This window comes from Streptococcus sp. HMSC061D10 (assembly GCF_001808865.1).
GTDB lineage: Bacteria > Bacillota > Bacilli > Lactobacillales > Streptococcaceae > Streptococcus.
This window is the reverse complement of record NZ_KV794997.1, coordinates 79,135-101,321: the sequence shown is the minus strand read 5'-3', so window position 1 is coordinate 101,321 and position 22,187 is coordinate 79,135. Positions and strand designations below refer to the sequence as shown.

Annotated in this window: 20 protein-coding genes and 2 pseudogenes; 18 read left to right on the top strand and 4 right to left on the bottom strand. The window is 33.6% G+C overall.

What is annotated here, in order from left to right; genetic code table 11:
- Positions 1–128: 128 nt before the first annotated feature.
- From HMPREF2728_RS01930 to HMPREF2728_RS10510, 4 genes are all read left to right on the top strand, one after another.
- Positions 129–488, top strand: a complete 360-nt coding sequence (locus HMPREF2728_RS01930) for an SAG1252 family conjugative relaxosome accessory protein (RefSeq protein WP_049525913.1) — start codon at positions 129–131, stop codon at positions 486–488.
- A gap of 9 nt (positions 489–497) precedes the next feature.
- Entirely contained in the window at positions 498–863 is a 366-nt protein-coding gene (gene mobC / locus HMPREF2728_RS01925; protein WP_000263039.1) for a plasmid mobilization relaxosome protein MobC, read from the top strand.
- Positions 850–2,715, top strand: a complete 1,866-nt coding sequence (locus HMPREF2728_RS01920) for an SAG1250 family conjugative relaxase (RefSeq protein WP_049525912.1) — start codon at positions 850–852, stop codon at positions 2,713–2,715. The genes mobC (HMPREF2728_RS01925) and HMPREF2728_RS01920 overlap by 14 nt, the downstream gene beginning before the upstream one ends.
- Before the next feature lie 196 nt (positions 2,716–2,911).
- Positions 2,912–3,070 (top strand): hypothetical protein, encoded by a 159-nt coding sequence (locus HMPREF2728_RS10510; RefSeq protein ID WP_161800918.1) that lies wholly within the window; start codon positions 2,912–2,914, stop codon positions 3,068–3,070.
- A 516-nt stretch (positions 3,071–3,586) separates the two neighbouring features.
- On the opposite strand, the pseudogene HMPREF2728_RS01910 reads toward HMPREF2728_RS10510, so the two are convergent.
- The 4 genes and pseudogenes from HMPREF2728_RS01910 to HMPREF2728_RS01895 all read right to left on the bottom strand — a co-directional run.
- Positions 3,587–4,030: pseudogene (locus HMPREF2728_RS01910) on the bottom strand (IS3 family transposase); the annotation flags it as partial.
- A gap of 52 nt (positions 4,031–4,082) precedes the next feature.
- Positions 4,083–4,830 (bottom strand): annotated as a pseudogene (locus tag HMPREF2728_RS01905) (relaxase/mobilization nuclease domain-containing protein); the annotation flags it as partial.
- Positions 4,817–5,128, bottom strand: coding sequence for a plasmid mobilization relaxosome protein MobC (gene mobC / locus HMPREF2728_RS01900; RefSeq protein ID WP_239682077.1), 312 nt, complete (start codon positions 5,126–5,128; stop codon positions 4,817–4,819). The pseudogene HMPREF2728_RS01905 and the gene mobC (HMPREF2728_RS01900), both read right to left, overlap by 14 nt.
- Positions 5,129–5,374: 246 nt before the next feature.
- Positions 5,375–6,220: a helix-turn-helix domain-containing protein gene (locus tag HMPREF2728_RS01895; RefSeq protein ID WP_022524918.1), complete on the bottom strand. Its 846-nt coding sequence runs from the start codon at positions 6,218–6,220 to the stop codon at positions 5,375–5,377.
- A gap of 261 nt (positions 6,221–6,481) precedes the next feature.
- On the opposite strand from HMPREF2728_RS01895, the gene HMPREF2728_RS01890 reads away from it, so the two are divergent.
- From HMPREF2728_RS01890 to glyS, 14 genes are all read left to right on the top strand, one after another.
- Entirely contained in the window at positions 6,482–8,230 is a 1,749-nt protein-coding gene (locus tag HMPREF2728_RS01890; protein ID WP_049525909.1) for an ATP-binding cassette domain-containing protein, read from the top strand.
- Between the two features lie 3 nt (positions 8,231–8,233).
- The gene (locus tag HMPREF2728_RS01885; RefSeq protein WP_022524916.1) at positions 8,234–9,934 is read left to right on the top strand and encodes an ATP-binding cassette domain-containing protein; all 1,701 of its coding nucleotides are present in this window, start codon (positions 8,234–8,236) and stop codon (positions 9,932–9,934) included.
- Positions 9,935–9,951: 17 nt separating this feature from the next.
- On the top strand, positions 9,952–11,163 hold the full coding sequence (locus HMPREF2728_RS01880; RefSeq protein ID WP_049525908.1) for an ATP-grasp domain-containing protein: 1,212 nt from the start codon (positions 9,952–9,954) through the stop codon (positions 11,161–11,163).
- 25 nt (positions 11,164–11,188) lie between these two features.
- A complete protein-coding gene (locus tag HMPREF2728_RS01875; protein ID WP_148130240.1) occupies positions 11,189–11,710 on the top strand; it encodes a hypothetical protein in 522 nt (173 codons plus the stop codon).
- A gap of 22 nt (positions 11,711–11,732) precedes the next feature.
- The gene (locus HMPREF2728_RS01870; RefSeq protein ID WP_049525906.1) at positions 11,733–12,572 is read left to right on the top strand and encodes a bis-aminopropyl spermidine synthase family protein; all 840 of its coding nucleotides are present in this window, start codon (positions 11,733–11,735) and stop codon (positions 12,570–12,572) included.
- Between the two features lie 24 nt (positions 12,573–12,596).
- On the top strand, positions 12,597–13,826 hold the full coding sequence (locus HMPREF2728_RS01865) for an ATP-grasp domain-containing protein (protein ID WP_022524912.1): 1,230 nt from the start codon (positions 12,597–12,599) through the stop codon (positions 13,824–13,826).
- Entirely contained in the window at positions 13,801–14,928 is a 1,128-nt protein-coding gene (locus tag HMPREF2728_RS01860) for a hypothetical protein (protein ID WP_049525904.1), read from the top strand. The genes HMPREF2728_RS01865 and HMPREF2728_RS01860 overlap by 26 nt, the downstream gene beginning before the upstream one ends.
- Positions 14,929–15,456 (top strand): hypothetical protein, encoded by a 528-nt coding sequence (locus tag HMPREF2728_RS01855; RefSeq protein WP_049525902.1) that lies wholly within the window; start codon positions 14,929–14,931, stop codon positions 15,454–15,456.
- A 180-nt stretch (positions 15,457–15,636) separates the two neighbouring features.
- Positions 15,637–16,047 carry a hypothetical protein gene (locus HMPREF2728_RS01850; RefSeq protein WP_022524909.1) on the top strand — a complete coding sequence of 137 codons (411 nt, stop codon included), beginning with the start codon at positions 15,637–15,639 and terminating at the stop codon, positions 16,045–16,047.
- Positions 16,048–16,705: 658 nt separating this feature from the next.
- The gene (locus tag HMPREF2728_RS01845) at positions 16,706–16,975 is read left to right on the top strand and encodes a DUF3173 family protein (RefSeq protein WP_000450956.1); all 270 of its coding nucleotides are present in this window, start codon (positions 16,706–16,708) and stop codon (positions 16,973–16,975) included.
- The gene (locus tag HMPREF2728_RS01840) at positions 16,947–18,134 is read left to right on the top strand and encodes a tyrosine-type recombinase/integrase (RefSeq protein ID WP_049525899.1); all 1,188 of its coding nucleotides are present in this window, start codon (positions 16,947–16,949) and stop codon (positions 18,132–18,134) included. The genes HMPREF2728_RS01845 and HMPREF2728_RS01840 overlap by 29 nt, the downstream gene beginning before the upstream one ends.
- A 460-nt stretch (positions 18,135–18,594) precedes the next feature.
- Positions 18,595–18,966 (top strand): GFA family protein, encoded by a 372-nt coding sequence (locus HMPREF2728_RS01835; RefSeq protein ID WP_000912012.1) that lies wholly within the window; start codon positions 18,595–18,597, stop codon positions 18,964–18,966.
- Positions 18,967–19,001: 35 nt separating this feature from the next.
- On the top strand, positions 19,002–19,919 hold the full coding sequence (glyQ, locus tag HMPREF2728_RS01830) for a glycine--tRNA ligase subunit alpha (protein WP_000038760.1): 918 nt from the start codon (positions 19,002–19,004) through the stop codon (positions 19,917–19,919).
- 216 nt (positions 19,920–20,135) lie between these two features.
- On the top strand, positions 20,136–22,172 hold the full coding sequence (glyS, locus tag HMPREF2728_RS01825; protein WP_075226906.1) for a glycine--tRNA ligase subunit beta: 2,037 nt from the start codon (positions 20,136–20,138) through the stop codon (positions 22,170–22,172).
- The last annotated feature ends 15 nt before the right edge of the window (positions 22,173–22,187 follow it).

The following is a 22,187-nucleotide window of genomic DNA, read 5'->3' as shown; positions in this document are numbered from 1 at the left end:
ATATTGTGGACACAATATCTGAGCTCGCAAAGACCGAACAAGAACCAAGTGAGGTCTTTAGGAAGCGTACTGACAATGTGAGGTAGACTTACACTGTCAGACAAGTAGAATATTGAAGGGATATCAGAATGGGACAAGAAATTAAGTCAATCCGAAAGCAATTTAGAATTACGAGACAAGAAGAAAAACAGATAAAAGAAATGATGAGGGAACAAAAAGTGGATAGTTTCTCAGAATTTCTTCGTCAAAATTTATTGAAAAAGAATTATCAGGATAGAATTTTTGAAAGTTGGTTCTCCCTCTGGCAGTCTCAAAAGTTTGAACAGATTAGTCGAGATGTGTATGAAGTTCTGGTTGTCGCAAGAGAAAATCATCAAGTGACTCAAGAGCACGTCTCAATCTTATTGACTTGCGTTCAAGAATTGATTGCAGAAGTGAATCAAGTGCAGCCACTCAGTCGTGAGTTCCATGAAAAATATATGGGTTAGGAGGATGTAATGGTTTATCGCTATCGTACCAATCTCAAAAAAGTATTTCTAACTGATCCAGAATTACACCAATTGAATGAACGGATTGCTAAGAGCAATTGTCAAAATTTCTCAGTCTATGCCAGAAAAGTTTTGCTTAATCCCAATATGTCATTTGTCACGATTAACACAGATACTTATGACCAGTTAGTTTTTGAATTGAGACGGATTGGAAATAACATCAATCAAATTGCGCGTGCGATTAATCAAAGCCATCTGATTTCTCAGGACCAATTACAAGAATTGAGTAAAGGAGTCGGAGAGTTAATTAAGGAAGTGGACAAAGAATTTCAAGTGGAGGTGAAAAGACTGAAGGAGTTTCATGGTAGTTACTAAACACTTTGCGACGCACGGTAAAAAATATCGTAGGCGTTTGATTAAGTATATCCTCAATCCCGATAAAACAGATGATTTGAAATTGGTATCTGATTTTGGCATGAGCAATTACTTGGACTTCCCTAGTCATGCAGAAATGGTAGAAATGTACAATGTCAACTTCACCAATAATGACAAGTTGTACGAATTCAGAAACGACCGACAAGAAAAACACCAACAAACTATTCATGCCCATCATCTCATCCAATCATTTTCTCCTGAAGATAATCTGACACCTGAAGAAATTAATCGTATTGGTTATGAGACCATGATGGAATTAACAGGAGGACGTTTTCGTTTCATCGTGGCAACTCACACAGACAAAGATCATATTCATAATCACATCCTAATCAATGCTATAGATCGTAATTCAGATAAAAAATTGATATGGAACTATGCTATAGAAAGAAATTTTCGTATGATTTCTGACCGTATTTCAAAAATAGCTGGTGCAAAAATTATTGAGAAGTGTTATTCCTATCGTGATTATAAAAAATATAGGGAATCTAGTCATAAGTTTGAATTGAAACAACGTCTCTATTTTTTGATGCAGCAATCTAAATCGTTTGATGATTTTTTAGAGAAAGCAAAGCAGTTGCATGTTCAGATTGATTTTAGTCAGAAGCATAGCCGTTTTTTGATGACGGATCGTGCAATGACAAAATCAATTCGAGGACGCCAACTCAGCAAACGAGATCTATATGATGACGAATTTTTTAGAATGCATTTTGCTAAGCAAGAGATTGAAAGTCGTTTAGAATTTTTGTTGAACCGTGTCAATTCTTTAGAAGAGTTAATAACAAAAGCAAAAGAATTGAATTTAACCATTGGCTTAAAACAAAAAAATGTAACTTTTATCCTGGAAGAAGATAATCAAAAGATAAGTTTGGGTCATCAAAAAATAAGTGATAAGAAATTATATGATGTCAAATTTTTTCAAGATTATTTTAAAAATAAGGAAGTCGGTGTTTCAGAAGGATTAGAGAATTTACAGGAACAGTACCATGCTTTCCAAGAAGAACGAGATAAGGATAAAGTATCCACTGAAGAGATTGAGGAAGCCTTTGAGACATTTAAGGAAAAACGAGATACCGTTCGTGAATTTGAAGTGGAACTTGCAGAGAACCAAATAGAGAAGCTAGTTGATGAGGGCATTTATATCAAAGTATCTTTTGGTATTAAGCAGAGTGGTCTCATTTTCATTCCCAATTATCAATTAGATATTCTAGAAGAAGAGAATCAAACAAAATATAAAATTTTTATACGTGAGACAACCTCATACTTTGTATATAACAAAGAACATTCGGATAAGAATCAGTATGTCGAAGGACGAACATTGATAAGACAGCTAACCAACGATAGTCGAGTAATACCATACAGAAGATCTACAGTTAAGAGTCTACAGGAAAAGATTACTGAGATTAACCTCTTCATTGAATTAACTGAAGCAGATAAGAAATACCAAGACATTAAAGATGAGTTAGTAAAAGAAATAGCAGAGATAGATATAAAACTAAATCAAATTAATGAAAAAATCGCCAACTTAAATAAGATGGCGGAAGTACTTATCAATTTGAAGAGTGAAGATATAAGCAGTCGAAAGCTTGCAAGATATGACTTTTCAAAATTGAACTTGACAGAATCAGCGTCGTTAGAGTATGTGAATGAAGAAATAAGAAAGCTACAAGAGGAACTCGGTCATTATCTTGATGAGTATGAGGATTTGGTGAGAAGATTAAAAACATTTGTAAGAATTTTGAATATGAATGGAGAAGCAAATCAGAAATTACAAACTGATATTACTATAGAATAGAAGATTCTATAACTATAGAAAATACTACATTTCTAGATCTAAGGTTATTCAATTACATTTACTCATTCGTTAACTGGTTTCTTATAAGCAACATCAGACACAAGTCAAAAACGAAAATCATAATCTCTTACAAAGGGCCAACACTAAATTGACTAGTTATCTTTCCGACATCTTCTCCAAGATAGGACAGTATCTCTTGACTCTCTTTATTAACGGGGAAGTCATCGACTGTGATAACGTGATTCCTTACATTCATAAGCATGTCAAAGAAAGTCCTGGAGAATTAGCTGAAGCTATGAATGTGAAGTTATCACTAGACGATCGCTTTCTCTTGGAACAGAGCTTAGAAGAATAACGGATGTATCAGGATCTCATTTAAAAATTGACCTGTGAGATTCAGGCTTATATCGAAAAGGAGTTTCCCTGAAGAAAAAAGATACCTTCAAACAATTACTGGTGTGAGCGAAGCAAGTGCAGCCACTGTTTTAACCGAGATTGGATCAACAGTAACAGATGGACACTTAGCTGCTTCTTAGTAAGAGAGATGTTCTTAACATCTCAGTAGTTGTAAAGAAAGGAGAAGAATATTATGGATTCTTATAAAAAAGTTTCGATTTCTTTATTCACCACAAAGAAAATGTCCAATTCAAAAAGTTTATACGAGGTCGTGACTTAATTCGTCAGATTTCTCATGGCAGAAAATACATTCCTAAACGAAAAGGCAGAGAAGAAAATGGGCTCAACACCCAACTAACTTGGTTGCATAATTTCTCAATGAAGCCAGCGGTTCACAGTTTCCCAATCTTGAAGTACGTGAATTAACAAAACTAGTCTTTCGATTTGTACTGACCCCCAAAAGTTGGACAAATAATTATTGAAAGGATTTAGTTCTGTATTGCACAGGGCTAAGTCCTTTTAGTTTGACTTTGATTCGTTTGTTGTTGTAGTAATCAATGTAGTCCACAATAGTTTGTTCAAGGTCTTCTAAAGACCTAAAGTGCTTTTCATAACCATAAAACATTTCGGATTTTAAAATTCCAAAGAAGGACTCCATCATACCGTTGTCTGGGCTGTTTCCCTTGCGTGACATAGATGGCTGAATTCCCTTACTCTCTAGAAACCGATGATAAAAATCGTGTTGGTATTGCAAGTCTTGATCGCTATGGAGAATCGTATTTGTGTAATGATCCTCACTGAAGGCCTGGTTTAACATAGCTTTCACCTGTTCTAAATTTGGTGAAGTTGAAAGATTATGGGCGATAATTTCGCTGTTAAAGCCATCTAAAACAGCTGATAAATAGAGTTTTTGACTAGATTAATGATATTTCCTACTTGTTCCTTAGACAGTTTTCGTTTTCTCGACAGTGATTCTGTGATTCGTTCCTTGAGTCTTTTTTCTGAGTAATCTTCTCCAATTGTTTTTCCTCTGGTGAATCGTTCATTATACTTATGTCTGAAGGCAATATATTTCCCATGCTTGATTTCATAGTCTATTTTTTCCATTTTAGACAGGAAATCATCCCAATTTTTTGATTGTCTAATTACTCTATCAATATCAAATTGCAGTTTACTTTTCCAAGATGTTCCTTGCTTTCGTTGATTATCTTCATACTATGATTTACCTTTTGGTTTGTATTTTTTCTTAAAGGTTTCGTAGTACTTATCTATAATAGATAGCCCTTTTTCCTTACAGATTAGATCGCTTTGATAGCGGATTAGATGACAGGTTTTCTTATTGGATTGATAACATTTTCCTGTCACCATATTGACGTTATTGAAGATGATATGATTATGGATATGCCCTTTATCAATATGAGTACTTAGTACAAATTCGTATTCATCTTTTAAGACTCTTTTACAGAGTTCCAGTTCATTTTCGTGAGCCAATTCTGGGGAGATTTCTTCAGGCAAAAAAGATTGTATGAGGTGTCTTGCTAGAACAGTTCCATGAACTTGTTCTTGTTCTCGTCTTTTTAAAAATTGAGTATGCGCTATTGTAACGTGACACTTATGCGTGCTAATAAGAATTTCTTGGTCTGTCTTTTCGTTATTTGTGATGTAGTCGATAGCAAGATTTAACGTTGATTTGATAGGGTGAATCTTAGTGACTGCCATTTTGCTTCTCTCCTGCCTTATGTGTTCTTGAGAATAAAAGAGAGTGTATTTGCCAGATTTCTTTTGAGAGGGAGTCTATTTTTTCCTTCATTGTTTGTATGTCATCTTTATAGATAACAGCAGTGGTATTGACACGTTTTGCAATTTGATTGATGTTGTTAGTTGCATTATAGAGGAGTCCTTGTAAGTCTACGAAGGGTTGTAAGTCTATCACAAAAATATCTCCTTCCAAGACAGATTTACGTATAAAATGACTCATGGTTTTACATTTGGTAAGTTTCATTTTTTTCTCAAAAATTTATTTTTCTTCTTCGTTAAGGCATATTTTGAGCTGAATATTTCTTGTTCTGTTTGCCATAGTTACTTTCTCCTTGCAGTGTATTTCGGGGTCTTAGGGGATTCCCTAACAAGTTTAAATTGATAAAAAAGAAGCAGTTCCACAAGGGGCTGCTTCATCAATTTGTCGTAAGTGTGTACACACTTACTGTGCTTGCTACTAAACAGTAGATAGCGGTAAGCTAATTTATATTTATATTATAGATAATTAATTCACTATTTTATTGTAGTGCTCAATATAATTTTTATAGAATTTATCTTCACTTAAAATTTTAAGAACTTTTAAAGCATCTAGCATTTTATCTTTACCGTCTAAGTTGCCTTCTTTATAAAGTAAATAGCCAGAAGCATAGATGAATACGGTTTTCTCATAAAAACTGGTTTCATTATTTAAAAGATATTCGACTTCTTTTAAAAGATACCTCGCATTTTTGAAGTGACCCTTGTCAATACTAACAATTAGACAATTAATAGTAAGTTGAATAACCAATCTTTTATTACTCTCTGCTCGAATGTAGTATCTAATCTTGTTTAATAATTCCTTTGTTAATAAAAAGATAGTTTGATAAGTTAATTGTCTAAAACAGTTACCAAATAGAGAAATTTCATAGTAGCCCCAATGTTCGACTTTAAACAGATAATCAACGAGCTCTTCTAATTCACTTTTGGAGGGATATATATCTTTAGAGTAATTATTAAGAATAGATTTTAAAAGAGTGATTTCAAAGTTTTTTAAAGTGCTTTTGTCTTTGTTTTGATAACTCTCTAAAATTTTTATTATATTCTGAATATCATTTGAAGCAGTAGAATCTCTTACTTCATTTATCATGATTTTAAAATCATAATCAGAAAAACCTCTATTAATAATTAAAAATTCATCGAAGGAAGTATTTAACTTATTTAAAAGATAATTCAACTTAGAACAAGATATTTCAGACTCACCTCTTTCAAATCTTGAAAGTTGTGATTTTGATATAACATCATCGGCTAATTTATTTATACTAACTTGCTTACTCGTCCTGATAAAGCGTAGTGTTTTCCCAAAATCGTCCATAAATCATCCCACTTTCACAACAAAAAATTGGTTTTTCTAATATTAGTTTACAATAAGTCTAAAATAAAGGAAAGGAAAAAGTTTATGAAGAGGCTCATAAAAATTTTACTGTTTATTATATGTGACATATTAATCATTGTAGGTGGTTAATCCTAAAAGCAATAAGGATGGATGAGTCCTTATGTACATAAGGGAGAGTAGATACTAATCTACTCTCCCACTCCTAAACGTACAGAAAAAATTACTGAAGGAAGGTTACTTATGAAAAAAATAGGAAGTATCTACAGACATTATTCAAATCGAAAACTCATTTCACTGACAGTTATTTTTACACTGATATATGCAATTTTACCAGTATCTAGTGTTATGTTTTTAAAGGGGTTTTTAAATTATATTGAAGGAGTAAGTAATCTTCAACTAACGATTGTAAGTTCTGTATTCTATCTCCTTCTGAGCTTCTTGGGTCCCCCACTATCACAAATTTTTGAAACAGAGTTAGCAGAATTTCGATTATCCTATTTGGTAACTTCTTATTTTGAAAAAACAATAGATCTACCAATTGAAAGTACAATCTCAGAGAAAGATTTAACAACAAATAGGAATGGGGAACTATTTTCTGCTCAAAGTTGGAAAGGATATCAGCGATTGATGAAGTTAGTCCCATCCTCTCTCGCAATTATTTCTTCATTAGTTTTAATCGCAATCATGAACGATAATTTGACTAGAGTATTTATGATTGTCATGACTTTACTAGCTTTGTTGGTTCACTATTTTAATGGTAAAATTCCTGAATTAAATCTAGCGATTGATGTATTAGCACAAAGTCAAAAGAATTATACAGGATTTTATTCCAGTGTTTTAACGGATAGCAAAATGCTACGTGAAGTTAAATCATCGAGTTATGAAAATTTTGTACAGAAAAAGTTGTCTGACAGACTTTTACAGTTTTATGAATTGAGTACGAATAAAATTAATCAGTATGGTTTGAATTTATTGTATATTAGTGTGTTATCTGCTCTTCCTTATCTAACAGGAATCATTTTGATTTTACTAGGTGTTCATAGTGGATATCTGAGAGTTACAGACGGAATCTTTTATCTATCAATGATTAAAGTGGTTCAGGATAATATAAGCAAACTATTGAAAAATGGAGAAAAAATAAAAACAGATATTCGTCTATATGACTTATATGAAGACTTTTTATGCTTGACTACTACTTATCAAAATGAAGTTCAAAAAGTAAGTATTGGAGAAATTAACAAGGTAGAGTTTGTAGATGTTTCTTATAAATATCCCAATAGTGACCAGTATGTTTTGAAGGATATAAAATATTGTTTTGAATCTCCCAATCGAGTAGCAATTGTTGGCGAGAGTGGTTCTGGTAAAACAACTCTAATTAAATTATTATGTGGTTTTATAAGGCCAACTGTCGGACAGATTTTAGTGAATGGGATTGATTTAAACAAAATCGATTTGAAAAGTTATCACCAGCAACTTGCAACTGTTTTTCAAAAAACTGATTTTCTTGCCTTTACATTTCGAGAAAATGTATTACCGAAATTTGATTGCTCACAAATCAAACGATTAGATACCTTGATAAAAGAATTAGAAATACAGGATATGATTAGAAATCTACCACAAGGAATTGATAGTCACTATACCAAATATTTATCAGAAGAAGGAGTACAACTTTCTGGCGGACAGGTCCAAATGCTGTTATTACTTCGTTCTATGATGAAAGATTCAAGTTTATATATCTTAGATGAAGCCACTTCAGCCATGGATATTAATAATGAAGTAAAAACAATTAGGGAGTTTTTGAAAATAACTTCAGAAAAGATGTCTATTATAGTAACACATCGTTTGTTGGCTACTAAATTTTCTGATGATATTTTAGTATTAGATAATGGTGAACTTGTTGAAACAGGCAAGCACCAAGAACTTTTAGAAAATAATGGATATTACGCTGATTTATACAAACTACAGAACAAGGGATATGGGGAGGAATAATCCATGGATTATATCAAAAGAAAATTCATGCCAGTATTTATTCTCTATGTGACTTTGTTAGTGATGACAAATACACTTTTTAACCTTTTTCCTACAGTATTAGTCTATCTCCTTACGGCCTACAGTGATCAATTTAATTTGTTTTTTATCTTAGTTATTATACTGTTCTATTTAATTTGTCGTTTAATATCAGATTTCGCAACTAAAAAGGCTGAAATGTTCTATCAGGTGTTATCTGAGTCAAAGAAGACTAAGATTGTATCAAAAATGTTGAGCCATACTTACTCAGAATTACAATCATCAGAGATTAGAACAAAGTTATCAAATACCTTATTTGCTATCGATAACCAGTCTCTTTTCATTCGATATTATGAAATTATTACTACACTAGTCTACACATTTGTAACATTGCTTTTTAGTGCTGCTATTCTTAGTAAGATCAATCCTTTTGTGGCACTAACATGTGTAGTGATAGTTGGGCTGTCTATTGGCATAAACGAGTTAAAAAAGAAAATACTATTGATGAGAACAAATAAGTTATTAAACATCAATAAGGGACTTAACTATTTTGAACAATTAGCAAAGAATGGACTGTTTTTAAGTGATAATAAAGTTTATGATCTATCTATTTTAGTAAATTCACAATTTCATCAGTATATAGCAAAGACAAATAAGACACTCCGAAAAGGGATGTATAGAGTTGCCTTTTTTGATGGTGTCAGTTCATTTTTAGGTGTGGCTAGTCTAGTTATCGGTTCAATCATGTTAATCACTCTATCAAAAAATCAAGCCTTTTCTGAACTTAGCCTCGCTATTACCGCACTATTTACTTTTGTTGGCATGATTGAAAACTCTTTTGCAGCTTACTTACAATTATTGACCGTCTGCACCCAACTTTCGTCTTATTATAGCCTAGATAAATTAAAATGTGTACCAAGTAATTTTGATGACACCAGTGAGTACGCTATTGAGATGAATAATATTTCTTACGCCTATACAGGAAGTAATAAAGTCATTGATAACCTTACAATGAAGATTAAAAAAGGAGAAACAGTAGCTTTAGTAGGTGAAAATGGAAGTGGAAAAACAACCTTAATTGGTATTATTGCCGGGATTCTAGAACCACAAACTGGATCTGTTTCTAACGGAGTAAATCATAATTATGCGTTTGTTCAACAAGAGTCAATCCAATTTCCAGAAAGTATAATAGATAACATTATTATTGATAAGGAGAAGGAGAGAAGCAAAATTGAGTCCGTTATTCAATCAGTGAATTTAGAGTCAATATTGTTGCAGGATGAAAATTTTTTAGGGAAAAAACTAAATCCCACTGTGAATGCTGACGGTATTAGCTTATCTGGTGGTCAATTCCAACGCTTAACAATTGCACGAGGATTATATCAAGATTCTCAACTACTTATTTTAGATGAACCAACTGCTTCATTAGACATTGAAAATGAGCATACCATATTTGAAACAGTCTCCAAGTTGCATGATATTGAGACAAAGGTATTTATTTCTCATCGACTTGCTAATTGCCAGATTGCAGACACTATCTATTTTCTAAAAGGTGGCAAAATCATTGAGACTGGTAGTCATGATGAGTTAATGACTAAAAAAGGTGCTTATTATGAATTGTTTAGCAAGCAGAGCAAAATTTATGTGGAAAATGACATAAATATTTTAGAGACGCACATAACTTAATTGGAGGGGAAACAAACATGAAGAAAATTATAGTACTTTTTGGACATAAAGCAGTTGTAAAGGCTGCTAAAGAACAAGGATTTTATGTTATCAATATACTTCAATCCAATATGTTACACAGTACATTTATTAAAGCATGTAATTTTGCAGATGAAACTGTGATCATAAATAATTTATCAGAATTAGATGGCTTAATTGATAGAATTGTATCTACTAACATTGTAGCTGGTATTGTTTCGTTTACTGATACTAGGGACGGAGTCTTAAAATCAGCTGTCTATTCTGAAAAGCTTTTATCTGAAAATCGGTTTGTAACCAAAGAATCGGTAGATATACTTATAGATAAAAAGAAAATGAGAGATTTTTTAAAGTCAATCAATTTAAAACTAGTGCCTAATATCGTTCCCAAAACTGTTGACGACGTGAGACAATTTTTAAAGGTCAATGGAAAATCAATTATAAAACCAGTTGCAGGTCAAGGAAGTCAAGATATCCTTTTGATATCACCTGAAGATAGATTCGAAGATATTTTTCCAAAACAACTTAATGAGTCGTTATCCAATGGATGGTTGATTATGGAAAAATTTATTGATGGTAAAGAAGTAAGCGTTGAGACATTAACTTATGATGGAGTTACACAGATATTTGGGATAACAGATAAGTATAAGATTCCGAAAGGGACACCTCACTCACAATTTGTTGAGAGTGGTCATGTCTTCTGTGCAAATTTAGAATCTTACCTTGTCAATGATATTTATAATAATGTTAGGAAAATCTTTAATCACCTTAACGTCAATACTACATTGGGACACACAGAAATGATAATTGAGAAGGGAACTAATGAGGTATATGTCGTGGAATCTCATCTAAGAGCTGGGGGAGATTGCATACCAGATTTAGTCGAAAATGTATCAGGTTATAATCCATACTATTTATTTTTTAAAGCGTTAGATGGTGAACAGCTGCCTTTAGTAACAAATAAAGGGAGGTCTGGAATATTTTATTATATCCCTGAGGTTGGTAAAATATCATCTGTTACAAAGCATTCTCATACTTTTTCAGATGATATTTATGTAAAAGATAGGCTTGATTTTACAACAATAGATGTCAACCCTATACAAAATTCATTTGATAGAAAATGGGGCTATATTATGTTGTCGGGAACTGATATAGAAGAGGCAGCTAGAAAATATTTTAGTGAGATCTGTATTGAGTATGAAAGAGAGTAATAGTTAAATGGATAACATTATATACATGAAGTACGGTGTACATGCCGGTGAAACAGTTGATAGTATAGTGAGGCGTAAACAAGATGAGATAGCAAAAGTTGGATATACTTTTTGGGGGTATGGGGGAAACTTTTGTCACCCTTTAACTCAAGTTCAACCTTTTGCAGAGAATGTCTATAAAAAAGGAGAAAAGCTTTATCTAGTTATGTCTTTAACAGAATCGAAGTTGAATAATACTCCCGATAAGAGTCATCACTTCTCGATTGATAATGTAGATTGGTCTCCCATAGATGAAAAAATTAATGTATTGGGTTCAAAATTTGCTTTGTGCATCAAAAATTTAACAGTTTGCAATTTTGATTTATCTTTGGATACATATTCTGTTGGAATCGGAAATAAATGTGGAACGATTTTGAGTGATTATATCCGTTATCGAGTGGATAAAGCGTGTGCAGTTAAAACAGATAGTTACACCACTAATCATAAGACGGTAAAAATTACACTGCTTGCAGAAGTAATAGCCCCCTTCGCAGTTTTTACAAAATAAAAAATAAAATAGGAGAAATGTTTTGAAAAATTTATTTGCTAACTTAAATCCTTCAATTTCACAACAAATGGTTAACTTGGCAGACCAAGTAACATATAGAAGGCCATCAGCTAACAGAACCTTTGACCAGATTTTTATGCATGGTGGTGATATGATACAACAAACAATGCTAATGCATAGTTTTTTAAGTGATAAAGATGTGCTATTTCTTGGTGATGGTGATGGAATGAGCATGATGTTTGGGTTGTTTGCAACACAAGGACTTACCTCTAAACCTAAGAGCCTCACTGTTCTTGACTTTGATGAGAGAATGGTCAATAACATTGATAAATTTTCTAAAGATTTCGAGTTTTCAGTTCCAGTGAAAGCTTCCATTTATAATGTCATTGATAAAGTTGATCCAGATCTAAAACAAAAATTTGACTTTTTCTATATAAATCCACCTTATGGTTCTAAAAATAAAGGATTAAGTACGATTGCTTGGTTACATAGATGTATGGAGTTATGTAAACAAGAGTCGTCTGGATGTTTGGTTATACCCTATGATGAGAATGTTTTATGGACTGTTGAAGCTATGAGAAATATTCAAGATTTTTTAATCAAAAGTGGTTTTGTAATTCGTGATATGGTTACGGGTATGCACAGTTATCACTTGCCTGAAGCACCAGGATTAACTTCAGCAACATTAATTGTTGATAGGGTTGAAAACACTTCATCTGAATTTGAAGGTCATATTCTTCCTAAAGAGTACGTAATAAATCTTTATGGTAAGGAGCGCGAAATTCCTAAAAATATAAGCGATGATGGAACGATTTATGGTTATCCAAATTATGATTGGATTTATGGAACAAAGTTTTGGTAATGTTAGAATTAGGAAGGAAACTTAATGAAAACATCAATATTTATTTTATTGGGTTTAAATAATTTTTTAGATTTTATCATAAAAGAAGCCCAGAATGTAGATCGAATACATATTATAACACCTGTAGAGAGTCTAGAATACACAGAGGACTACTTGGAAAATTTACTTACAGTTGAAACTGAAGTCACTATTTCAACCAATGTAAAAATAAAAAAACTAGAAGAATTAATCAGTTGTATCGGTTCAAAAGCCACTATTGAGCATATTTTTGCTTTTGAAGAATACTGCTTATTAAGTGCCGCATACTTACGGCAACATTTCAAAATTGATGGAAAAAAGCCAGAGGATGTTATCACTTTTAGAGATAAGAAGCTCATGATTGATGTGCTTGAAAATAGTGGTATAAACTCTGTTAAAATTCCATATACAGAGGACTATATAGATTATAGTCAGGTTGTGAGACTGCTAAAAAAATTTAAAAAAGTTATAGCGAAAAGAAAGGATGGTATGGGCTCCAAAGATATGGCAATTTTTACAAGTGATTTGTCTGATTTAGAGGTGAAAGAACTTGCAGAAAATATACGTAAAGATAAAAGCTATATAATTCAGGAATTTATAGAAGGTCAAGTGTTTCACTATGATACATTTGTTATTAATAAGACCCCAATAATTAATAACTTGATGATGTATCAAGAAAATCAATTTGAGTTTAAATCAAATAAATCTTTATCTGCAGTGTCAGTTAGTGATAGTCAACTTAGAGATAAACTTATAGATGCGGCTCATGAAGTTATAGCGTGCTATGGGATGGACAAAGTGACACTCCACTTAGAGCTTATAAATTCAGTCAATGGTATCTATTTTTGTGAGATTGGGGTCAGGCCGGGAGGGGCGGGAGTTGTCCCAGTCATTGAATCGTTATTTGGAACAAATCTTTTTGAAGTTGAGTATAACCTCCAATCAAATCATGAGGAACTAATTCCTAATGAAATAATTAGTCAAGTCAACCAGGGAGGATGGACTATAGTTTATCCTAAAAAGGGTAAAGTGACATTTGTGTCTGATGTTGATGAAATTTTAAAATTGGATGGAGTAAAATCAGCTGATGTATATATTAAAGCCGGGGACTCTTTAGGGCTTGGGAAACACTGTGCCACTAAAGTATTTCAATCTGTATATACTGCAGAAAATATTGATGATGTCCTTTCTTTAAAAGATAAAATACTAAATGAATTTAAATTTGAAACAGAATAAGGGGATAATGATGGATGCTACGTATTTTCCACTTTTAGGAATGAACTATATTTTAAATGATACTACACAGATTGTTGACTTAAAGATGGATGGAGTTAATAAGGTCAATATACTTTTGTGTGCGCAACCAAATAGTTACCCTCATTTTGGTACTTTAATTAACTTTATATTTGGATTTGCATATGCAGATATTTTAAGAAAAAAATATGGGGTAGAAGTTGAAGTAACATTGGATCTCTTAGAACATGCTAAAGGAGAAAAAGTAGTTCATGAGGAAAGTGTATATTTCAAGCCCTTAAACCATACGTATAGTAAGGATAGTAAGTTAAGTGATTATGAATTCTATCGTGTGTTTTTTGAAGAATTGTTGTCAGAATTAAGTGAACTCTCTGGTGTTGATTATAAAATCAGAACATTCAATGAGTTTCAAAAGGAACGTCATGCACGTCGGGCGCTGATTGATATGTATAATAATCATGATAGGATTGCCAAAATTATTACACCAAAAGAAAATAAACTTCGTACTAGACTAGCGTGTCCCCAGTGTGGTTTGTACAGCACAAATACTAAAGATACTAAAATCACAGTTTATAAGGATAAGTTAGAATTTAGCACAGAATGTCCAGAACATGGTTTCTGTGAATTGACATTTGATGAAACAAATGAAGTGGAAGTCAATCCCAATGTACCAATGAGAAATCTTATGAAAGGGATCTCTATCATTGAGAATGATGCCCAAAATAATACACTGAGTATTGTATTTGAAGGCGCTGATTGGGGTGGCGTATGGCCTCTGCGTGTCTATTATGAAGGATTGAAGGAAATGGGATATAACCAGATTCCGGCACTTATATATACACCACAAATTTTAGATCGTTCAGGTTCAAAACTTTCAAAACGTAAATATGTTGGAGGAGATTCAGCATATCGTGGCATGTATGATGAGTATATTGTTAATATCTCACTGATTAAAGATGAGCTAGGAGATGATGCGATTAAAAAGTTATGGAATGTCTTTTCACCTTGGGCAAGTGATCCAAAGTATTTCTTTAGAGATTACACTGTAAATTATTTGCTAGAGGTAATGAAGGAGGAGTTTTAATTGAAGAAAATTATTCTGAGTTTTAAACCGGAGTTCTTTAGAGCCTTATTAACCCAAAAGAAACATTTTGAATATCGTTCAAGAATTCCTGAACAACAAACGGTTGCTTACCTTTATTTATCTGCACCTGCTAAAATGATTGTTGGAAAAATGGTTATGGGGAAACGAAATGAGATTAAGTCATTCTTAAATGATTCTGATTTAAATAATGACTATTGTTTGAATTTAAACAATCATTATCGAGAAGGAGCCAAGTATTTTTCCGCTATTCATTCATTATCGCTTTTAGATAGCCCAGTTCTACTAGAGGAAGCTAAAAAGATGTCTCCTAATTTTTCTGCACCTCAGGGATATAGTTATATAAAAAATTATCAAGAACTTCATGATTACCTTGAAAAAGCTGATTATTCATTGTTTGAAATAAACCCGAATGAGAGTCTGGAGTTTCTCGGTTTATTTACTAGAGATATAGTTAACAAATTCAGTCAAGAAATTGAAACTCCCAGTTTTTTAGAAAAATTTATATAGATTTAAAGAGACCGAAACAGACCTTGTCAGATACATACAGACTGGCAAGGTCTTTTAGGTTCGAATATTTTTAATAAATCAAATATGTGAAACTTTTTACCTTACTTACTTTGTTCACTCCCTATAAAAATTCACTAATACAGTGAAGGCTATTGAAGTCATTTTATTCGGAGCAACAAGATGGAAAAAGATTATTACATTTTAGTAAATGGTAAGAAAGTTGAAGTATCAGAGAAAGTCTATAAGGCTTATTGGCAGTTAACAAATCGTGAGAATTATTTGAAACGTTTAGATGCAAAATATAATGTATTGCCGTTTTCAAGTTTTGGAGATTATGAATATGACATCCTTGATAAACTAGCAGACAAGTCCATAGATATTGAGAAAATTGTTGAGACTAGGGAGCTGTTGAAACTTCTTGAATTAGCTTTGTCAAAGTTAAATGATGAAGAGTATACCCTAATTTCGGATTTATATTTTAAAGAACTATCCATTAGAGCGTTAGCAGAGAAAAAACATATTCCTCCAAGTAGTCTGGCCTACCTGAGAGACAAGATTTTGAAAAAACTTAGAAAATTTTTTGAACAGTAAGGCATATTTTTCACTTAAAGAGTAAGAGACAAAAATGCCTATTGTTCATTGAAAATTGAATAGACCACGGTGGGACTTTCCTAGTTTGCCGAGCAATCTCACAAGACGCCAAGACCGTAAGCGAGCGATAAATCTTGATGAGACAATAGACCGACACTCTATGCCAAGACACATTCTAGGGACAATGATACTTCTAAACGTTGTTGCTTCTCAATCGTTAATAGAGGAGAGATGAGATTTCTATGTTGTGCGTCAGCACACCTGCCAATGTCGTAAAACTATAGTTTGATTTTAACTAGGAGAAATTTTATGGAGGCAATAATTGATTATTGTTTATTTTGTAGTATGTTAAATAGACTTTTAAGTCTAAAATTAATAACAAATGACGAATATCGTTTACTTTCAGAGATGTTACAAAAAAAAATTAAAAATAGTACAAATGTTAGTACTAAACTGGCTGACAAATTGATATAAGAGCGATTTTTAAACGATCAATAAAATAGAGCGATACTTTATATGCCATGATACGAATGATATACAATGATACTTCTGACCGTTCAGACTGCCACCGTAAAAGAGCAGCAAGTGAAATTCTTATGATGACTTCATCAGTCATGCCATGGATGTGAAAAAATCTAAGAAAGGAAGTAGTAAAATCATGGAAACAGTAAACTATAAAGATTTAGTTGCGATTGGTTTTCCAGAGCACACATCAAGAAATATTATTAGACAAGCAAAAAAGATTGCTGTAAAAAAGTTTGAAGAAGCTAGAAAAAATGATAAGAATGCGGTACAATTAGGATGTTCACCTTTCGATAATAAAAGGTTAGGCATTGCTCCTAAAAATATTGTAGAAAATTTAATTGGTATTTCTTTTTCAGATATAGAAGGTGAGAAAAATGGTTATATCAAAGACAAAGAAATATAAAGGTGTATACAAAGATTCAAAAGGAAAAATTTATTTTCAAATTGAATTAGGAGTTGATCCAATAACTGGGAAAAGAATCCAAAAGAAAGGAAGGAAAAATCAACAAGGACTACCGTTTAATTCTTTTAAGGAAGCATATGAAGAGATACTTCGTTTAAAACATGAATTTGTGAACTCTACTACTAATAATAGTTTTCTAACTTTTAGAGAGTTTATGGAAGAGATTTATTTAAAATATTATCAACAAAAAGTTCAATTTGTAACTTATCAGACCGCTTTACCACATCATCAATTATTTATTAAGCAATTTGGTAGTAAAAAATTATCAGATATTAGTACTATTGACTGTGAAAGATTTCGCTTAGCTATTATAGACAAGTATTCTAGTAACTATGCTAAAAATATGTGGTCTAGATTTAAAGCATGTCTGGGCTATGCAGAAAGATTGGGTTATATTGATAGAGTTCCTTTTAAAGGATTAGATAATCCTAGAGGAAAACACCCTGATACAAAATTTTGGACATTTGATGAATTTAAGAAGGTAATAAACTCTTTTGATATTAGTGAGTATGAGGGACTCCATAATTACATGACGATCTGGTTATATTTTATGACTGGTTTAAGAGTTAGTGAGGGTATTGCTCTTAAATGGGAAGATATTGATTTTGAACGTAAATGGATTCATGTTCATTCGACAATTGAGAAAGACAAAAACGGTGTATGGTATGCTAAACAACAAACAAAGACAGTAGCAGGGAATCGTAAAATTGATTTAGATGATTTTACGATTACAATACTTAGAAAATGGCGAGAAGTTCAAATCAAGAATGATGAAAAAGATTATGTAATATCACGTTTTGGTGCCCCCTTGTGTAAGTCTACAATTTCTAGGATAATAAAAAGGCATGCTAAGATTACTGGTGTACCAGAAATTACGGGGAAAGGATTAAGACATAGTCATGCATCTTATCTTATAAATGTGTTACATAAGGATACTTTATATGTTTCATATCGATTAGGACACGCTGATAAGTCAACTACGTTGAATACATATAGTCATTGGTATTATTCAGGTGATTCAACAATTTCAGAAGAGATTACAAACAGTTTAGATAATCTTGGATTATCAATTTACCTACCAAATTCCTGCCAGAGTTGAAAATTGAGGAATTAACCCACTAATACTGGGAGAAAATAGGATTTGCAAATTGTTACTCTTAAATAATAGAGCAACTACATTTGTAGCTTAAAAACATGATTAAACCGTTATTCTTAGGAGTAGCGGTTTTTCTTTTTGTTCAAAAAGGGGCACAAATTGGGGCTGTTAAATTTTGGCTAAGAAATATATAGGACTAGTGATAAAATAATTTTACTTTTTTATTCCTTTTTGATATAATAGACGACAAGAAAGAATATCTTATCAGTAAATCCCAAGCGAGCCTGAGATAGTGAGAGTCAGGTGGTTGAGAGATGAGTGTGGCGCTTTTGGTAAATTTTAAAAAATAATGAAGTAATAAATTAGGGTGGAACCGCGTTTCTGACGCCCCTAGTCGCAAGGCTTGGGTGTTGAAATTCGGTTCTTTTTGAATTCGTCTAATGCCTAAGTAGAAAGGAGCATAATGCTTAAAGGATCTTGTTTATGTAAAGCAGTGACCTACACTCTAGATGAGGAATTATCGGAATTAGTTTTTTGTCATTGCTCATTTTGTCGGAAAGCAACTGCGTCTGCCTATACAGTTAATGCTAAAGTTAGCAGTGAAAAGCTAGTATTGCATGGAAAAGAAAAGCTTGTTTCCTATAGTTCTTCTCCAGGAAAACAGCGTTATTACTGCCAGAACTGTCATAGTCAAATTTTTACTGTTCAAGAAAATATACCAGAAGTCTGTGCTTTGAAATTAGGTACAATAGATGAATGCGATCAGAATTTACAAACTGTTCCTAAACGTCATATTTTTCAGGACCCAGCCTTTTCTTGGTTGCTTGATAAATAAATCTAAGAAGATAATATAAATTAAAGGAGTAAACAATGTCTAAAAAATTGACTTTCCAGGAAATCATCCTTACTTTGCAACAATACTGGAATGACCAGGGTTGTATGCTCATGCAGGCTTATGATAACGAAAAAGGTGCGGGAACCATGAGTCCTTACACTTTCCTTCGTGCTATTGGTCCTGAGCCATGGAATGCAGCTTATGTAGAGCCATCACGTCGTCCAGCAGACGGTCGTTACGGGGAAAATCCAAACCGTCTTTACCAACACCATCAATTCCAAGTGGTGATGAAACCATCACCATCAAACATTCAAGAGCTCTACCTAGAGTCATTGGAAAAATTGGGTATCAATCCTTTGGAACACGATATTCGTTTCGTTGAAGATAACTGGGAAAACCCATCAACTGGATCAGCAGGTCTTGGTTGGGAAGTTTGGCTTGACGGTATGGAAATCACTCAATTCACTTACTTCCAACAAGTCGGTGGCTTGGCAACTGGTCCGGTTACAGCTGAGGTTACTTATGGTTTAGAACGTTTAGCTTCTTATATCCAAGAGGTAGACTCAGTTTACGATATCGAGTGGGCTCCTGGTGTTAAATACGGAGAAATCTTCCTTCAACCTGAATACGAGCATTCAAAATACAGCTTTGAAGTTTCAGACCAAGACATGCTTCTTGAAAACTTCGAAAAATTTGAAAAAGAAGCTGGACGTGCATTAGAACTAGGTCTTGTGCACCCAGCCTACGACTACGTTTTGAAATGTTCACATACCTTCAACTTGCTTGATGCTCGTGGAGCAGTTTCAGTTACAGAACGTGCTGGTTATATCGCTCGTATCCGTAACTTAGCCCGTGTCGTAGCTAAAACATTCGTAGCAGAACGCAAAAAACTTGGATACCCACTTCTTGACGAAGCTACACGCGCAAAACTCCTAGCAGAAGAGGAAGAATAAAGAGAATTACAGGAATAAATGACTGAAAGTCGACCGTTGGTCGCTAAATAAAACAAGACCGCTGTAGTGAAAGTCGGATAAGAAGTTTCTTATCCGACTGGGGAACTGACGAGACTTAAGGCTTGGCAGTTAGCAATGAAACCGAAGGTTTGCTTGCGTCCCCCACTACTAAAGGTCTTGTTGAAGAAAATTAATTGATTGTGTAAAGGAAAAAACATGACAAAAAACTTATTAGTAGAACTAGGACTCGAAGAGTTACCTGCCTACGTTGTCACACCAAGTGAAAAACAACTAGGCGAAAAAATGGCAGCCTTCTTGGATAATAACCGTCTTTCATACGAAGGAATTCAAACCTTCTCAACTCCACGTCGTTTGGCTGTTCGCGTACTTGGTTTGGCTGACCAACAAACGGATTTGACTGAAGATTTTAAAGGACCTTCTAAAAAAATTGCTTTGGATGCAGAAGGAAATTTCTCTAAAGCAGCGCAAGGCTTTGTCCGTGGTAAAGGCTTGACTGTAGATGATATCGAATTTCGTGAAATCAAAGGTGAAGAATATGTCTACGTAACTAAGCATGAGGCTGGAAAACCAGCTGAGGAAGTTTTGGCTGGAATTCCAGAAGTTTTGGCTAGTTTAAGCTTCCCAGTAAGTATGCACTGGGCAAACAATACCTTTGAATATATCCGTCCAGTCCATACGTTGACAGTTCTTTTGAATGATGTGGCACTCGATATGGATTTCTTAGATATTCATTCAGGAAGAGTTAGCCGTGGACATCGTTTCCTTGGTCACGAAGTAGAAATTCAGCATGCTGACAGCTATGAAGAAGACCTGCGCAAAGTTTATGTTATTGCTGATAGCATTGAGCGCGAAAATATGATTCGTGAGCAAATTAAGGCTATTGAAGCTGAAGAAGGTGTTCTGGTACAAATTGATGAAGGACTCTTGAATGAAGTTCTGAATTTGGTTGAATACCCAACTGCCTTCATGGGAAATTTTGACCCTAAGTACCTAGAGGTTCCAGAAGAGGTTTTGGTCACTTCAATGGAGACTCATCAACGCTACTTTGTAGTTCGTGACCTTGATGGAAATCTAAAACCAAACTTTATTTCTGTTCGTAACGGAAATGCAGAGTATTTGGATAATGTCATCCGAGGAAATGAGAAAGTCTTAGTTGCGCGTCTTGAAGATGGTGAATTTTTCTGGCGTGAAGACCAAAAATTGAAGATTGAAGATCTTGTAGCTAAATTATCACATGTAACCTTCCATGAAAAGATTGGTTCATTACGTGAACACATGATTCGTACTGGACAAATTGCTATCCTTTTGGCAGAAAAAGCAGGTTTATCACTTGATGAAACTATTGATCTTGCTCGTGCTGCAGCTATTTATAAGTTTGACCTCTTGACTGGTATGGTTGGTGAATTTGATGAACTTCAAGGGATCATGGGTGAGAAATATGCTCTTCTCGCTGGTGAGAACGCAGCAGTGGCACAAGCTATTCGTGAGCACTATCTTCCTGATTCAGCAGACGGTGCTCTTCCTGAATCTAAAGTTGGAGCAATACTTGCACTAGCCGATAAATTGGATACTCTTTTGTCCTTCTTCTCTGTTGGCTTGATTCCATCTGGTTCAAATGACCCTTATGCCCTTCGTCGTGCAACACAAGGGATTGTCCGTATCTTGGAAGACTTTGGATGGAATATTCCAATGGACGAATTGATTGCTAGCCTTTATGCCTTATCATTTGATAGCCTAACTTACGATAATCAAGAAGAAGTGCTTAACTTCATCAAAGCTCGTGTTGATAAGATGATGGGTTCTACTGCAAAAGATATTAAGGAAGCTGTTCTTGCAAGTTCAAACTTTGTTGTTGCAGATATGATTGAAGCAGCAGAAGCCTTAACTGAAGCTGCAAAAACTGAAAACTACAAATCATCAGTTGAATCCTTATCTCGTGCCTTTAACCTAGCGGAAAAAGCAGAAGGCTCCGTCAAAGTTGATACTAGCCTCTTTGAAAATGAACAAGAAAAAGAACTAGCTCAAGCTGTCGAAAGTCTTGAATTGAAAGGTTCAGCTAACGATAAATTGACGCAACTATTTGCCCTTAGTCCTGTTATTGATGCTTTCTTTGATAATACTATGGTTATGGCAGAGGATGTTGATGTTAAGAATAATCGTCTAGCTATTCTAACTGAACTTGTGAATAAAGCGAAAACAGTTGCTGCTTTTAATCTTCTTAATACAAAATAAAAATTAAAAAGTAGA

Coding starts and splice junctions, on each gene's coding strand:
- HMPREF2728_RS01930 (WP_049525913.1), top strand. CDS start 129: ATGGGACAAGAAATTAAGTCAATCCGAAAGCAATTTAGAATTACGAGA.
- mobC (WP_000263039.1), top strand. CDS start 498: ATGGTTTATCGCTATCGTACCAATCTCAAAAAAGTATTTCTAACTGAT.
- HMPREF2728_RS01920 (WP_049525912.1), top strand. CDS start 850: ATGGTAGTTACTAAACACTTTGCGACGCACGGTAAAAAATATCGTAGG.
- HMPREF2728_RS01895 (WP_022524918.1), bottom strand. CDS start 6,220: ATGGACGATTTTGGGAAAACACTACGCTTTATCAGGACGAGTAAGCAA.
- HMPREF2728_RS01890 (WP_049525909.1), top strand. CDS start 6,482: ATGAAAAAAATAGGAAGTATCTACAGACATTATTCAAATCGAAAACTC.
- HMPREF2728_RS01885 (WP_022524916.1), top strand. CDS start 8,234: ATGGATTATATCAAAAGAAAATTCATGCCAGTATTTATTCTCTATGTG.
- HMPREF2728_RS01880 (WP_049525908.1), top strand. CDS start 9,952: ATGAAGAAAATTATAGTACTTTTTGGACATAAAGCAGTTGTAAAGGCT.
- HMPREF2728_RS01875 (WP_148130240.1), top strand. CDS start 11,189: ATGAAGTACGGTGTACATGCCGGTGAAACAGTTGATAGTATAGTGAGG.
- HMPREF2728_RS01865 (WP_022524912.1), top strand. CDS start 12,597: ATGAAAACATCAATATTTATTTTATTGGGTTTAAATAATTTTTTAGAT.
- HMPREF2728_RS01860 (WP_049525904.1), top strand. CDS start 13,801: ATGAATTTAAATTTGAAACAGAATAAGGGGATAATGATGGATGCTACG.
- HMPREF2728_RS01850 (WP_022524909.1), top strand. CDS start 15,637: ATGGAAAAAGATTATTACATTTTAGTAAATGGTAAGAAAGTTGAAGTA.
- HMPREF2728_RS01845 (WP_000450956.1), top strand. CDS start 16,706: ATGGAAACAGTAAACTATAAAGATTTAGTTGCGATTGGTTTTCCAGAG.
- HMPREF2728_RS01840 (WP_049525899.1), top strand. CDS start 16,947: ATGGTTATATCAAAGACAAAGAAATATAAAGGTGTATACAAAGATTCA.
- HMPREF2728_RS01835 (WP_000912012.1), top strand. CDS start 18,595: ATGCTTAAAGGATCTTGTTTATGTAAAGCAGTGACCTACACTCTAGAT.
- glyQ (WP_000038760.1), top strand. CDS start 19,002: ATGTCTAAAAAATTGACTTTCCAGGAAATCATCCTTACTTTGCAACAA.
- glyS (WP_075226906.1), top strand. CDS start 20,136: ATGACAAAAAACTTATTAGTAGAACTAGGACTCGAAGAGTTACCTGCC.